The sequence below is a fragment of the Halorubrum sp. LN27 genome, assembly GCF_016635065.1.
In the GTDB taxonomy this organism is placed as follows: domain Archaea; phylum Halobacteriota; class Halobacteria; order Halobacteriales; family Haloferacaceae; genus Halorubrum; species Halorubrum salipaludis.
In genome coordinates this window covers 1-14487 of record NZ_JAEPET010000002.1, presented here as the reverse complement: position 1 = coordinate 14487, position 14487 = coordinate 1, and the positions used below count along the sequence as shown (strand labels likewise).

Here is a 14487-nt window from a genome sequence, read left to right as displayed (position 1 = left end):
TTCGATTCTGCACACATGGAGCGACGCCCACGATAAACGGTGATCTACGATGAGTGAAACGGATCAAGAACTGGCTCGTGACCTCGGCTTCCTGGAGGCCTACACGATTGGTCTCGGGACGATGATCGGAGCGGGGATATTCGTTCTTCCGAGCATCGCTGCCCAGCAAGCTGGTCCTGCCAGTATGATTTCGTTCTTCGCGGGGGGTATCGTGTCGTTGTTAGCCGCGCTTTCCCTCTCGGAGCTGGCGACTGGGATGCCGAAAGCTGGTGGCAGTTACTACTACGTGAATCGTGCGCTTGGCCCATTCTTCGGGAGTATCGTCGGTTGGGGAATGTGGGCTGGCCTGACGTTCGCCTCGGCCTTCTATATGATTGGCTTCGGCCAGTATCTGCTTCCCGGACTCGGGCAGTACATCGGCTTCCTCGCTGGCTGGGGCCAGATCGGGATTACCGTCGCTGCGCTCGTGATGGCCGCATTGTTGACTGCTGTCAACTACTACGGTGTCAAAGAGACCGGTTCACTGCAGAACGTCATCGTTCTCACTCTCGTAGGCCTCATCGTCGCGTTCCTCGCGCTCGGCATCATCAGTGGCCCGACGATCGGAGAGTTCAATCCGAACGGCTGGCCAGCCGTGGCAGCGACAATCGGGACGGTGTACGTGACGTTCATTGGGTTCGAGGTGATCGCAACCAGCGCCGAGGAGATCAAGAATCCGAGTCGGAATCTCCCACTCGCGATGATCGCATCGGTGGTGACGCCGACGCTGATGTACGTCGGCGTGATGTTCGTCTCCACCGGGACATTATCGATCGATGCGCTGGCTACCTCACAGATTCCGGTGGCCGACGTGGCGACCGAGTTCATGGGATCGATCGGTGCGCTGGCGATGATCGTCGGGGCCGTCCTGGCGACGGTGTCGAGTGCGAATGCGAGCATCCTGTCGGCCGCCCGCGTCAACTTCGCGATGGGACGAGACCGGATTCTCGTCAACTGGCTCAACGAGGTCCACGAGCGGTTCCGAACGCCCTACCGGGCAATCACGGCGACCGGAGTCATCACTCTCGTTTTGATCGCCATCGGTGTCGGGATCGGCACGCTCGCCGAGGTGGCGAGCTTCATGTATCTCGTGACGTACGCTCTCGTTCACGTTACCGTCGTCGTCCTTCGCCGGGCGAATCCGGAGGCGTACGAACCGGCCTTCCAAATCCCGTCGATCCTGTATCCGGCCGTTCCGATCGTCGGGATGCTGGCCTGTCTGGCCGTCCTCGTGCAGATGTCGATCGAGTTCGTCCCGGCCGTCCTCTCACTCGGACCACTGGAAATCGTCCTCCCAGTCACGCCGACGCCAGTCGGGGCGATAGGGACGGTTCTCGTCGCCTTCGGTATCGGATGGTATTACTTATACGCACGAGATCGCGCGCTGAGTGAAAGCCTGGTCGGCGAAGCTATCGCGCCTGAACCGACTACGATGGCGAACGGTGAAGGCCGCTATCGTGTGGTGGTTCCGGTTGCGAACCCGGAGACGGAACAGGATCTTCTTCGAATGGCTGCGGCCAGTGCCCACGCCCACGAAGACGAGCAGGCTGAAGTTATCGCCGTCAACGTCATCGAGGTTCCGCGCCAGACCTCGCTCTCACAGGACCTCACATTCGAGGAGGCGCGGGTCGAACGGCAACAGGAGCTGCTCGACTCTGCCCGTGACATTGCCGCCGATCTCGATATCGGCCTCCGGACGCGAGCAATCGTTGGTCGGAACGCTGGCTCCGTCATCCTGGATGTCATCGAGGAGGAGAACGCGGATCACGTCCTCCTCGGCTGGCAGGGTACTCGTAGCCGGCGAGAACACGTCCTTGGATCGACCATCGACCCCGTTATCGGACGGGCACAGTGTGATGCGACCTTAGTGAAGCTCGGCCCGGAGGGCGGACGCGGCGAGGGAGACATCATGGTCCTCGCCGGAAAGGGCCCGCACGCGCCGGTCGCGGCACGCCGAGCAGCTGAGTTTGTTTCTGCAGCCAGTGATGCGTCGCTGACGTTGCTTAACGTCCAGCCTCCGGAGACTGATGTCGACGAGGATAGTTCCCCCACAGAACGTGGTGAAGCAGTAATCGAGGAATTAGCCGAGCGAGCTGGAATCAAATACATGTCATACGATACTGAAATCAGAGTTGCTGAGGATACCGAACAGACGATCATCGACGCTGCTCAGGACTACGATACGATCTGTGCCGGGGCGACCAGGTCCGGAGCAATTTCTCAGGCGGTGTTCGGATCACTCCCCGAGACTATCGGCACGGAAGTGGATCGAACTGTCGTGATGGCTCGCGGCCCGGAAGAATCGGCGATGTCAATTCGTGAAGCGTTGTTGCGGCGACTGGAGGTGTGATTAGTATGTACATTATCATCATCGGGGCCGGCGATATTGGAACGCCACTCATCGAAATTGCAACGGGAACCGGGTACGAAGTCGTCGTCATCGAGAAGGACGCCGCTAGAGCGGACCAGGTCGCCAGCGAGTTTGACTGTATGGTCATCAACGCGGATGCAACGGTCAAAGAGACGTTAGAGGATGCTGGGGCCGACCGCGCAGACGCCATCATCTCGACGACGGATCAGGACGCGACCAACGTTATGATCTGCTTGCTCGCAAAGGAACTCGAAATTCCCGCGATTGTCTCAGTAGTCCACAATCCGGAGCATATGAGCCTCTTTAGTCAAATCGGCGTCAATACGATGCAGAACCCACAGCGACTCATTGCGGAATCTCTTTTCCGATCTGTGGATCGCCCATCGATCGTCGATTACATGCGGGTCGGCGATGTCGCCGAAGTGTTCGAGATTACGGTCGCGGCGGACGCACCGATTTCCGGTTTGACCCTTATCGAAGCGGACGAGGAAGGATTGCTCGACGAAGACACCCTCGTTGTAGCGATCGAACGGGACGGAGCAGAGTCGCCCATCACCCCACGAGGGCAGACCCGTATCGAAGAAGGAGACCTGTTGACGGTGTACTCTGGCACGGGAGCCACACCAGAGGTAACCGACATTTTCGGCCATTATGAAGATCAAGAAACGAACAATTCGAATGGATTTAATTTATGAGCAGTCTGTTGGTCGCCCATCAGATAAGATAGTGTCCACGATACCGCCCATACCTGGACTACAATCACTCCGCTCCCACCGAACCTATCTAACTCCCTCCCGAATATCATGAGCCAGATCGTAAACAGACGAACTGTTGGGCGTGACGTCGGTCGCATCGTGCAAGCAATCTCGTTGATGATGGTGATCTCTATCGCCGTGGCAGCAGTCAACGGCGAGTTCTTTACGATTCCGGCGTTCGCCGTCTCGGCGTTCATCACGGCTGCTATCGGAAGTGCGCTCGTCTGGTACTATCAGGACGCTGAGCCGCCGGAGAAGCGCGAAGCGATGGTCACTGCAGCCACAGCCTGGGCGCTGATCGGCGTCCTCGGAGGTCTTCCCTTCCTCCTCATCGCGTGGACGATCCAACTCGACCCGTTGCCGGTCTGGATGAACACACCGGCGATGGACGAGACGACGGCGGTGTTTCTGAATCCCCTCGATGCAGTCTTCGAGAGTATGAGCGGATTCACCGGGACTGGCCTAACGGTGGCTGCTGTCGAAGAAAAACTGCCCCGGTCGCTGCATTGGTGGCGGTCGTTCATCGAGTGGGTCGGCGGTGTCGGCGTGATCGTTCTCACGGTTGCTATCCTCCGGCGCGGTGGCAGCAGCGGTTCGTATACTCTCTATGAGAGCGAAGCTCGATCAGAAAAAATCCATCCGAGCATCGTCACCACCGTCCAAGAAATCTGGAAAATCTTTGTCGGACTTACCCTTGGCTCGATCGCTCTGTTCCTGCTGGCTGGTATGCCATTATGGGATGCAATCAATCACGGGATGACCGGGATTGCCACAGGCGGATTCTCCGTTCACGCTGCATCGATTGGGTTCTACGACAGTCCGCTGATCGAGTACGCAACAGTACCCATCATGGTCGCGGGCAGTATTGCGTTCCCTATCCACTATCTGATATTCAAAGGAGAAGTTCGGAACCTGTACACCGACTTGCAGACCCGATGGGTATTCCTCTGGTTCACCGCCGGGTCGCTCGTTCTCACAGGGATTCTATATGCCAACGGTCAGTACGCGACACTCGAAGAGACGTTCCGAGTCGCTCTGTTCCAGTTCGTCTCTGCAACCTCGAACACTGGCTTTGGTAGCACGGCAATCGGTGGCGGGACTGAACAGGTCTGGAGTGCTGGTGCGACACTGTGGGCCTGTCTCGGAATGCTGACCGGCGCAGCAGCGGGCTCAACAGTAAGCGGTCTCAAGCTCATCCGAGTGATCACTCTGATCAAGGGAACGGTCTGGCAGATTCAGGACGTGTTCAGTCCGCAGTCCGCGATCAGGTACCTCCAGATCGGCGAGCGACGTCTCAGTGAAGAACAGGCCCAACGTGAGTACACAGAAGCGACTGTCGTGTTTATCCTCTGGATTACCTTCTTGGTAATCGGTGTCGCGGTACTTCTCCGTGTACTCTCACCAGCACACCCGCTGGAGTACGTCATCTTCGACGTAATGAGTGCACAGAGCAACGTCGGTCTCAGCAGTGGTATCACCGGGCCTGATATGCCCGATACTGCGAAGGCCATGCTGATACTCAATATGTGGGTTGGACGGCTCGAAATCATCCCCATCGCGGTGCTGGTCGGCTCAGTGCTGCAGCGGCTCGATCTCTACCGCTAAAGTAGAACACGGGCTGTACGGGATATATTCCGTGAATTCATCATGGCCTCCAAAATCTATCACCGCTTGAGGATTTCAACAGAGCCGATCTAGCTGAAACATAGACTACTGGAGAAATTAAAATAAATCATTCAGCAGGCAAGGGCTTGGTTTCGGAAGATTCGGAAATGTCACACTTCCGTTTATTACTATGTGGGTTCATATTATGGACATGATCACAGATGCACGGGTGTTACAGCCTGATTTCGTTCCGAAGGAGGTGAAACACCGCTGGGCAGAGATCGACCATCTCACGGACACACTCCGCCCGATTGCCACCGATGATGGATTTCCGGGACCATCGTTCCTGTGTGGACCATCCGGTGCAGGAAAGACTTGTATCGCCCGTTATACCGTCGATCAGCTCCGTGAGGAGGTTGTTGATCTCAACGCGCAGTACGTAAACTGTTGGGAGGACTACAGCGGATTCAAGACGCTATACCGACTGCTCGAAGGGCTCAATAAGACCATAGACATCCATCGGCAGTCTACCCCGAAAGATGAGTTGCTTGAACGACTTCGTGAGTACGATGGTCCCCACTACGTGGTTATCTTGGATGAAGTGGATCAACTCCAAGATAAGGGACTCCTTTATGACTTGTACCGAATGCAGAATCTCACGATGATCTTGATCGCAAATCGTGAGGAGCATGTCTTTAGCACCCTTGACGAACGATTGAATAGCCGTCTCCAGAACTGTGTCCGTATTCGTTTCAATCAGTATGATATGTCTGAGCTGGTCACGATTCTTTCTGATCGAGTTCGGAAAGGTTTCGAACCGAATACGATAACGGCTGAACAACTCTCTACGATAGCAGATTATGCCGCTGGTGATGCTCGAACAGCGGTTGGGATCCTCCGAAATACAGCTCGAGTAGCACAGCAAGACGATTGCGAAAAGATCACCCAAGAAATGATTCGGCAAGCGGTTCCGGAAGCACAGTCGGAGATCAGACCATCCGTTGTAGTTTAACTCCTCGTGCCAGCACCGTCTGCTGATCTGAATACCGTTGGAACTACTTGTCAGAGAAACCCGGTGGCTGCTGTGAGTTACGAACCACCGGATTCAGTGATTGTCGACCGGATCAAAAGAGCGTTTCCCTCTGATGAGTTGCGCGAGCGCGCTCGCGCAACGAATCTCATCCAACGAGAGCGCAAGTTCGACACTGTCGCGTTGTTCTACACCCTCTCACTGGGTTTCGCTGCTGGATCAGATCGCTCTATTCAGGCATTTCTCGAACGGTTCGTCGAAATGGCTGACTGTGACGAACTCGCTTATCCAACCTTCCACGGCTGGTTTTCACCCGCGTTCGTTGCACTCCTGCGAGAGATTCTCGATGACGCCATCGAGAATCTCGAACCGGGACAAACCGACCTCAGCGGACGTCTCGAACGCTTTCGAGACGTCCTCATTGTTGACGCCTCTATCGTCTCACTCTACCAAGACGCTACAGACGTCTACGCAGCGACTGGCGAAGATCAAGCTGGCGTGAAGCTCCACCTCACAGAATCACTCTCAACCGGACTTCCTACGCGGTTTCAAACGACTGACGCCAAAACGCAGGAACGGAGCCAGCTACCCACCGGCGAGTGGGTAGCTGGCGCACTCGTCTTACTCGATCTCGGCTTCTACGACTTCTGGTTGTTCGACCGTATCGATCAAAACGACGGCTGGTTCGTCTCACGGGTCAAAGATGACGCGAACTTCGAGATCGTCGAAGAGCTTCGCACATGGCGGGGAAACAGTATTCCACTCGAAGGCGAGTCGCTGCAGGACGTCCTCGACGACCTGCAGCGACAGGCGATCGACGCTCGGATCACCCTCTCATTCGACCGCAAGCGAGGGTCGGGCGTCAGCACGACCCGAACGTTCCGACTCGTCGGTGTGCTCAACGAGGACAGCGGTGAGTACCATCTCTACCTAACGAATCTTGCCAGAGACAACTACCACGCGCCCGATATCGCACAGCTCTATCGGGCGCGCTGGGAGATTGAGCTGCTGTTCAAGGAACTCAAATCGCGCTTCGGTCTTGATGAGATCAATACGACGGATCCCTACATTATTGAAGCGCTGATCATCGTAGCGGCGCTCTCGCTGCTGATGAGCCGCGTTATTGTGGATGAACTCCGCAAATTAGACGCAAAGCGGCAGGGAAGCGACGACGACGCAGCGGCGTCGTCGACGCGTCTCCCACGCCGTCGGTGTTCTCACGCGCTCGAACGTCACGCACACTTGGTCCAACTGTACCTGATGCTAGATCTGGGGTATGAACTGCCAGATCTCGACGAATTGCTGTTGTGGTCGTCACGGGATCCAAATCCACATCGAGCAAGATTACGTGAGCAGGTTGAGTCAGGCGAGTTCTGGTAGAAACTCGCCTGACAAGCCGGTCAGCTCAGACGTTGGTAGTAGTGACAGCTCTGGATCGGCGACGCACTCACCGGAGTGAGTGCGCCGCCTTCAGAGAGTGACACAGATCTCATCATCCGAGACAGAAGAACATCCGTTCAGTTCTCCGATCACACTTCATCAGCGATTGGACTCAACACCGTCTTGGTCAACTATCCGCACAAACACCGCCTCAACGCGCCGCTAAACTACAACGGATGGAGATCAGACAGAAAACAACGGACAAACTCACCGATCATCAGCAGACACTCTATGACCTCATTCAAGATGCTGGAAGCATCGGTGGCGGACCCCTCTATGAACGCTATTCTGAGGCGGTCGCAGATCCAAAGACACGTCGAACAATGCGAAACCATCTTGAAAAACTTGAACAGTATAATCTCATCACTGCGAGCGGCAATACGAAGGCCAGAACGTATTCTCCATACACCTGACCCACCCTTCAATACTATCGAGACCGCTAGTTTCGGAAATTACCCGGTTATTGTCTTGTGCTATCTACTCTGAGGCGGTATATGGGTGATTTATCCCCTATCGCATTCGATATCGAAACGAGTGGTTTGGATTCAGACGCTGTGGTTACTGTCGCTGGTCTTGCACACGAACTCGGCGAAGTCCTGATTCTGAATACTGAAGGTAGAACAGCGAGCCAGCAGAAGTTAGAACGAGTATTAACGGAAAGTTCAGGCGGCAGAATCGAACTCACGGTAACGGACAACGAGGAAGAACTCCTCACAAATCTCGCACAGATAGCTCACAGTCGCCTCGATGAGGAGAATCATTATCTTACGGCCTACCACGGAGAAACATGGAATGGTGGGTTTGACTTGCCCTTTGTTCGGACAGCCTGTGTTACCCATAATGTTGACTGGCCCTTCCGGAATATCGCATATGCAGATATGCTGGATGTCGTTGATCGCTTCGATACGGACGATAAGAATGACCTTGTCGGAGTTTATAAAGAACTCATCGGAAATAACTCGTGTGACCCCTTCGAAGACAGTCAATCTGCGGTCCGGGCTTTTGAACAAGGTGATTGGAAGGACCTACTTTTGCACAATCTCGCCGATATACAGCGGACACGGGAACTAGCTGTTCTTGCCGGGATGTACGTCCCACAATCGGATTTCCGAATGAAAAATCTGGATCCGCCGGGAGACTAACTGCGTTACAAGACAAGATCGCTAAAAATTCTCGTTGTCGGTATGATTTGGTCCACCGGGACGACTCTCTTCTTGATCTCGTTTCATACGAGCTTCGTACGTGTCCTCGAAGTCATCGCTCTCAACCCACTCAATTACGTCTTCACGTTGTGATTCGAATTCTTCTCGTGTTTTTTTGAGATATGTCCATGTGCTAACAATGTTACTGAGATGCATTTGATGATAGACCGTCTGGCCGAGCGTATCTAGCTGATAAATTTTGCTCACCGAAGATTCGTGATCCATAGTATTTGACTTGACTAATCCTAAGTCTCGTGCATCTCCCAATCGCTCGGTAAGGGTGGCTGTACTAATATCGACTTGCTCTTCGATGTCACTCCAACGTCCACCGTCTGTGCCAATTGCGAGTAAAGCTTCGATAGCGCCTTTCGAGCGAAGAAATTCAGCGATCTCGTCAGTCGAGAGGCCCGACCTTCTCATATCAGACAAGTTCGTGCAGCATATGCTTATACTATGAACTTAGGTTTAGTTTGGTGTTTCCTTCATATCAAATAGTATCTGAACTCGAAGATTGGTTTACGCGACAAGTTAAATTCCCTTCTGAGGCTCCTTCTATCCAGAATATTCGGAAATGGCTCACCAAGAAATATACTTTAGATTAAAGCACTATCGGGCAATGTTTGTCCGCTCTCTCAGACTCGTATTACCCGTTTCAGCACTGATCTCCGAGGACTTCTGGTTAGGAGGTGGTGTAGTCTATGAATCCGGATAGCTCTGAGTCGGCTCCGGTAACCAGCCTCGGAAAACAGGCTGATGAGATTATCAACGAAGAGACGGAATGGGCTGATCTTCTCGCGCAACTTGATGTACATCGATTTAAGCGGAAGGATGGTTACCCAGAATGGCACAATTCGACGCCGTTCTGCCCAATGTTTCTTGCATACACATGGGCAAAGGCAGAGGATATCCCGTTGACAGCAATCCCTGATCGGCTCAAATCGAATTCGGAATTGGCTGCTGCTATGGGATTTGATCTCGGTAATCTTCCGTCAGAGAGTACGTTCAAGCCAGCACGGTTAGAGGAAGAGCGATTCGCGGAACTCCAGTCAAAGGTAGAACGGGGGGTGAAAGAGATCCGAAGAATTGCGGCCGAGCGGGGCGCACCCATCTGTTGTGATCTAATAAAAACATCAGATACTGAGAGTGAGAATACCCCCACAAATCGAACCGTCCAACGCTTACTGCGAAAGAAGGGCCACCAGGTGCTTGATGAGCTAAAATCAGTAGCAATCCCCTCAATTTCACTCCCTCGACCGGATAACGCCATCTACGATGACGATGAGTTACTCGTCTTGGAAGCAATCGCGTCGATCAAGCAGAAGGCGGCACACGATTCTGGGCAGAAGCTGGGTGACATGAAAAACCCAGATCCCGACATTGATGGCCCGTTCTACAAGGACGGTCCATCCGGTGAAACACTGTTGAAAGCCCTCAAGCAGATGTCCGTCGAGAAGATCACGACCGTGCTGAATTTCGCGCTACAAAAGATCTACACACGCGCGAAGCCCCGGCTTAAGGAGCTCGAACACGACAACGGCTCACGGTTTGGGACTCGGGCGAAAGTCGCGCTGGACATCACGTATGTTGCCTACTATGGCGACCGTGACGAGATGAAGTGGATACAGGGCGCACCAGACGATAAGGGATACACCTGGTGTCACAAGTTTGCGACGGTCGTGATTGTGGGTCAGAATACTCACTACGTCGTCGGGATGTGTCCACTTGGGAGCACGGACTACGCTGCGACAGATGCCTATCCCGGTGAGGATAATTCCTACTACGTCGGGAATGTTGCACGGCGACTCCTTTCGATCGCTGAAGACTACGTCGACATCAGGATGGTGTATGCCGATCGAGAATTCCACACTGTGGACGTCATTCAGACGCTTACTGACAAAGGGCTGGATTACGTAATCCCTGCACAGAAAGATCGACACCGGATTGGACCGATGTGTGACCGGTTTGACCAAGTGAAGCAAGGATATCAGGAACCGAACGATACCCCGCTGTATGTGAAGGAGGATTTCGCAATGCACGGTGCAGTGAAGGATGGCGTCTCAAATCACACGGTACATACGACCGTTGTCGTGTTGCCCCCATCAGAAGATGATGACGTCCATGGAAGGGAATCGCCACAGCCCTTTGTTACAAGTCTCGACGTGAGTGACGAGGTCGCATTAGATCGGCGCTGGGCGAAAAAGCAGATTGAACAGTACAGTGACCGGGGAGCGATCGAGAACTCGTACTCATCGATCAAGAACGCAGCGGCGTGGACTACCTCAAAAGAGTTCGAAGTACGGTGGTTCCATTTTGCTTTCGGGTGTCTGGTCTACAATATGTGGCTGTTAGTAGACTTCCTCACACAAGATCGAGTTGGGGTTATCGAAACACTGAATGAACCCCGAATCACACTCAGTCGGTTCCTTGATTGGCTAAACGATGAGTTGATCACACTCATTTAGATCTCGGTCTGGGTTAGCTCTTCGCGAGAGGCATCACTCTTTGCGGACATAGATTTCATCCAGTAAATTCCGGTATAGTAATAAGTATGTTCCCATGATATTTATTGTCGAGTAATTACGGCTGTTTCTCCCGGGTGGTGGCCAAATTAGAGCTGGACCCGTGAACGTTTTCGGCGGTATTCGCAACTACAGGGCAAGCATTCGATATAGCGATATAAAGTATACTAGGGCATCTATTCCGCTCAGACATCCTCTCGCGGCTGAAATCAGCCGATAATCCCACAGAACCACGAACACCCGGCAGAATAAGTTACTTAGTCTTAGTTGAGTAAGACAGAGTAAGCTCTTAGTGACCCCCACCCGTGGCCCCAAACGAGGCAGATTCAGAACTATGGCCGACGCTTCCCCACATGGACGCTCCAGCCGGATCGTCGCGTCTGCAGCGGCGTTCCGACGGCACAATCCCTACACTCTGGAGGCTCAATGACGGGTCGCCGCTCCGTCGAGACGCCGATCGAGGACACATTCACGAAGTACCTCACGGACAAGGGGAAGGGCGATGCCGGCGAAGAAGGTGCGTACCGAACTGACGCCGATCGCGAGCTGCATCGTTTCCGACGCTGGTGTCTCGGCAAGACCGCCGACCCGGCAAACGCCTCCCCGCCGGAATCGTGGGCGGGCGTCGTCGACGGCGACACCGTCCGGTTCGCGGACCTCGATACGACGGTGTTCTCGGACTACGCACGGTATCTCTCAACCGCCGGGTACGCCGCCGGGACCGTCCTCACCTACTACGCGCATGTCGCGTCATGGTGCGGGTGGGCGCACGCGCAGGGGTACATCCCGCGGCACTACGCCCGGGAGTCGGACGCCGAGGACCCGCTGCCGGAAAACGACGGCCGCCGGCCGGGAGACCAACAAGCGTGGGAACCGATACACCGCGACCTAATCACGCAGTTCGTCGACCGGCGCGTCTCCGAGGCGTTTGACGCGCTCGGCGCGATCGAAGTTCCACACGCCGATCGAGGCGACCCGGAGAGCGAGACGTGGCAGGCCAAACAGCGCGCCCGATTCGAGGCCTACCAGCGGTGTCGCGAACAGGCGCTTGTGTATGTTGTCGCCTACACGGGCCTGCGCGGCTCGGAGTTCCTCTCGGCACCGAAAGAAGATCGCGACGGTCGGAACGGAATCCGCTGGCGTGACGTGTCGTTCGCGGACAGCAGCGTCACCGTGTTCCGAAAGAGCCGTGAGTGGAAGGAGGCATCACTCCCCGAGCCCGTTATCGGCCCGTTGCAGCGGTACGCGGAGGTGCTGGACGTGCCGGACTCGTGGCCGGTGTTCACGACGCTACACCGCCCCTCGCTCGCCTCACACGTCGCCAATGGACTCGCCACTGCCGGTCTCCGCGACAACGCGATCGAGCGTGTTCGAAACGGGGCACCTGACCTGATCGTCGCCGCTGAGCACGACCTCGACTCCCCGAAACCTCTCACCACCGACGGTGCCCGGTCGATCATGGAACGACTCTGGACACACGACATACTCACCGAGCGTCGCGACGAACTGGATCTCTCACTCGATGGCGACTATCTCGAACTGCATGGCGGGCGAAGGGGTGTCGGAGAAGTGCTGGTTCGACAGTTCGGCTACGCCGCAGCTGCCCGGTATCTCGACAACAGCGAGGAACAGGTTCGCGAAGCGTACCAGCACATTGAGGCCGCCGAGCGCGCTGATATGGCGACTGAGGCGTTCTCACAGACAGACCATCGCGTGACCAAGAAATGACCGTCGTGAAGTTGGTCAAGCGTCCGTCAACAGGCCATTAAATAGGGGTCTGTTCAATTATCAAGGCTGTGTTGAATCGCCATACAGCGGCAGGGTAGGTCGCTAAATCAAAGGCGTTGAAGCGGGAAGATTCGGTTGCCTATGACACAAATCTCCCGCTTCATTGGGGAAGTTGTGCCGGTTGCTCAAAGAGTTACTGGCGATGGAGGCGAATCCGCCGCCCCGGAAGGCGGCGGCGGATTCGCCGACTACGCACTCGTTTCCCTCCACTGTCTGCGAATTTACCTCGACACATCCTATCGGATGACGATCGACCTACTCAAAGAGATGCCACAAATAATCGGGGAGATCGGCCTTGATGCGGCCGATCTCCCCGTGCCGTCTACGTTGTGTAAAGCGTTCGACCGGATTAGTATGAGCGTCTGTCGAGTGCTGCTGCGCCAGTCGGCGCAGCTGCACGATCTCTCCGAACACGCCGCGATCGACGCCACGTTCTACGAACGCTCAGCAGCGAGCCGCCACTACTGCCAGCGAATCAGCTACCACGTTCAGAAGCTGAAAGTCACGAAACTCGTCGATACAGCGTCTCAAGCTGTCCTTGACGTTCACTGCTCAACCAACCGAGAAGGAAGTGACGCAGATCTCGCTGAGCAGATCGCCCGCCGGAACGCGGGCGATCTGCGGTCTCTCGCTGCTGATAAGGGCTACGACAAGCAATCGCTCCGCGAAGGATTACGCGATCTCGGGATCAGACCGCTGATCAAACACCGCATCTTCGCACCGTACGACCACGCACACAACGCCAGAATCGACGATAACCGCTACAACCAGCGCTCTATGACCGAAACCGTGAACTCGGCTGTCAAGCGCTCGCTCGGCTTCGCCGTGCGAGCGCGGTCGTGGTTCCGCGAGTTCCGTGAGATCGCTCTGATGTGTATGGTCTACAACATCAAGCGCTTCGTCAAACAGTGAATCTCTACGCCTTACAGCGATTCAACACAGCCATTATCAACGTCTGATATGTTTTCGTCTGGTTTCGGTCAATACAGGGTATATATGTATCACCGGTGAGTGGAATTTTCTGAAATCCCTCAGAAGCACGGTGTAATACGTAGGGGCTGGGAGCGCAATAAAATAGAATTTATCTAGTTTTCAGCAGTCCTGTTGTTGTGTGTCCCATTCTTCAAAATTATATTTTGAATATTTATCAAGCATATTGCCAATCAACCCTATAAATAACAAACTGAAGAGAATAAATCGGAGCAAAGAGAATGTGACGATTGATTGTAAAGTTAGAAATCCACTCAAAAAAATAAAGAAAAGATATCCTGCCCACACCCACTTTTTCTTTTTTTGGGGCGTTATCCAACCCTCCTCTGGCGACTCTGGAATTAATGTCCAATCCTCCGGATTGGCTTTCAATTCTGCGCCATCTGTTTTGAGCCAATCGGCTCCATTTAATCCGCCTACCGTAGCTTCACAGATCCGGACAAATTTGTATTTATCTGGATCGTCAATCCTCGGCCAGTCCATTATTTCGCTTTTCTCTTCCATTGTAGGTGTGCGAAAATTAACTTCAAGATCATTCTCAGATACTCTTTCGTAATCGAAGATCTCAACGCTCACAGTACCATCAGCATTGGTGGCCTCACTAACCTCATACAACTGATCGGAAACCGTGAATTCGGCGGTATCCGCTTCACTCATGTTTCTTTTTATTATCCGATAATACAAAAGTATCCACTCTTTCTCTGGTATATTTTGAGCCTGAAATCAACTACAATTCCGAATCGGATGA

Annotated in this window: 11 protein-coding genes; 9 read left to right on the top strand and 2 right to left on the bottom strand. The window is 54.3% G+C overall.

The window, feature by feature from the left end:
- Window positions 1-49: 49 nt before the first annotated feature.
- The 6 genes from JIN95_RS15925 to JIN95_RS15900 all read left to right on the top strand — a co-directional run bounded on the left by JIN95_RS15925 (window position 50) and on the right by JIN95_RS15900 (window position 8382).
- The gene (locus JIN95_RS15925) at window positions 50-2389 is read left to right on the top strand and encodes an amino acid permease (RefSeq protein WP_200532178.1); all 2340 of its coding nucleotides are present in this window, start codon (window positions 50-52) and stop codon (window positions 2387-2389) included.
- A 5-nt stretch (window positions 2390-2394) separates the two neighbouring features.
- Complete coding sequence (locus JIN95_RS15920) at window positions 2395-3105, top strand: TrkA family potassium uptake protein (protein ID WP_200532177.1); 711 nt, start codon at window positions 2395-2397, stop codon at window positions 3103-3105.
- A gap of 108 nt (window positions 3106-3213) precedes the next feature.
- Window positions 3214-4770 carry a TrkH family potassium uptake protein gene (locus JIN95_RS15915; protein ID WP_200532176.1) on the top strand — a complete coding sequence of 519 codons (1557 nt, stop codon included), beginning with the start codon at window positions 3214-3216 and terminating at the stop codon, window positions 4768-4770.
- Window positions 4771-4981: 211 nt separating this feature from the next.
- A complete protein-coding gene (locus tag JIN95_RS15910) occupies window positions 4982-5782 on the top strand; it encodes a Cdc6/Cdc18 family protein (protein WP_200532175.1) in 801 nt (266 codons plus the stop codon).
- 63 nt (window positions 5783-5845) lie between these two features.
- Window positions 5846-7180 (top strand): IS4-like element ISH30 family transposase, encoded by a 1335-nt coding sequence (locus tag JIN95_RS15905; RefSeq protein ID WP_200530629.1) that lies wholly within the window; start codon window positions 5846-5848, stop codon window positions 7178-7180.
- A 554-nt stretch (window positions 7181-7734) separates the two neighbouring features.
- A complete protein-coding gene (locus tag JIN95_RS15900; RefSeq protein WP_200532174.1) occupies window positions 7735-8382 on the top strand; it encodes a hypothetical protein in 648 nt (215 codons plus the stop codon).
- A 21-nt stretch (window positions 8383-8403) separates the two neighbouring features.
- Here the strand turns inward: JIN95_RS15900 and JIN95_RS15895 are convergent, their stop codons facing one another.
- The gene (locus JIN95_RS15895) at window positions 8404-8862 is read right to left on the bottom strand and encodes a hypothetical protein (RefSeq protein ID WP_200532173.1); all 459 of its coding nucleotides are present in this window, start codon (window positions 8860-8862) and stop codon (window positions 8404-8406) included.
- Window positions 8863-9140: 278 nt separating this feature from the next.
- Here JIN95_RS15895 and JIN95_RS15890 point away from each other — a divergent pair, with 278 nt between their 5' ends.
- From JIN95_RS15890 to JIN95_RS15880, 3 genes are all read left to right on the top strand, one after another.
- Window positions 9141-10904: a transposase gene (locus tag JIN95_RS15890; RefSeq protein WP_200532172.1), complete on the top strand. Its 1764-nt coding sequence runs from the start codon at window positions 9141-9143 to the stop codon at window positions 10902-10904.
- 483 nt (window positions 10905-11387) lie between these two features.
- Window positions 11388-12689 carry a site-specific recombinase gene (locus JIN95_RS15885; RefSeq protein ID WP_200532171.1) on the top strand — a complete coding sequence of 434 codons (1302 nt, stop codon included), beginning with the start codon at window positions 11388-11390 and terminating at the stop codon, window positions 12687-12689.
- Window positions 12690-12830: 141 nt separating this feature from the next.
- Window positions 12831-13661 carry an IS5 family transposase gene (locus JIN95_RS15880; protein WP_200530903.1) on the top strand — a complete coding sequence of 277 codons (831 nt, stop codon included), beginning with the start codon at window positions 12831-12833 and terminating at the stop codon, window positions 13659-13661.
- Between the two features lie 180 nt (window positions 13662-13841).
- Here JIN95_RS15880 and JIN95_RS15875 read toward each other — a convergent pair whose 3' ends face one another.
- The gene (locus JIN95_RS15875; protein ID WP_200532170.1) at window positions 13842-14396 is read right to left on the bottom strand and encodes a YrzE family protein; all 555 of its coding nucleotides are present in this window, start codon (window positions 14394-14396) and stop codon (window positions 13842-13844) included.
- Between the last annotated feature and the right edge of the window lie 91 nt (window positions 14397-14487).

Excerpts from the sequence above, each read along its gene's own strand:
- JIN95_RS15920 (WP_200532177.1), top strand. The coding sequence starts at position 2,395 with ATGTACATTATCATCATCGGGGCCGGCGATATTGGAACGCCACTCATC.
- JIN95_RS15925 (WP_200532178.1), top strand. The coding sequence starts at position 50 with ATGAGTGAAACGGATCAAGAACTGGCTCGTGACCTCGGCTTCCTGGAG.
- JIN95_RS15885 (WP_200532171.1), top strand. The coding sequence starts at position 11,388 with ATGACGGGTCGCCGCTCCGTCGAGACGCCGATCGAGGACACATTCACG.
- JIN95_RS15880 (WP_200530903.1), top strand. The coding sequence starts at position 12,831 with ATGACACAAATCTCCCGCTTCATTGGGGAAGTTGTGCCGGTTGCTCAA.
- JIN95_RS15875 (WP_200532170.1), bottom strand. The coding sequence starts at position 14,396 with ATGAGTGAAGCGGATACCGCCGAATTCACGGTTTCCGATCAGTTGTAT.
- JIN95_RS15900 (WP_200532174.1), top strand. The coding sequence starts at position 7,735 with ATGGGTGATTTATCCCCTATCGCATTCGATATCGAAACGAGTGGTTTG.
- JIN95_RS15915 (WP_200532176.1), top strand. The coding sequence starts at position 3,214 with ATGAGCCAGATCGTAAACAGACGAACTGTTGGGCGTGACGTCGGTCGC.
- JIN95_RS15890 (WP_200532172.1), top strand. The coding sequence starts at position 9,141 with ATGAATCCGGATAGCTCTGAGTCGGCTCCGGTAACCAGCCTCGGAAAA.
- JIN95_RS15895 (WP_200532173.1), bottom strand. The coding sequence starts at position 8,862 with ATGAGAAGGTCGGGCCTCTCGACTGACGAGATCGCTGAATTTCTTCGC.
- JIN95_RS15910 (WP_200532175.1), top strand. The coding sequence starts at position 4,982 with ATGATCACAGATGCACGGGTGTTACAGCCTGATTTCGTTCCGAAGGAG.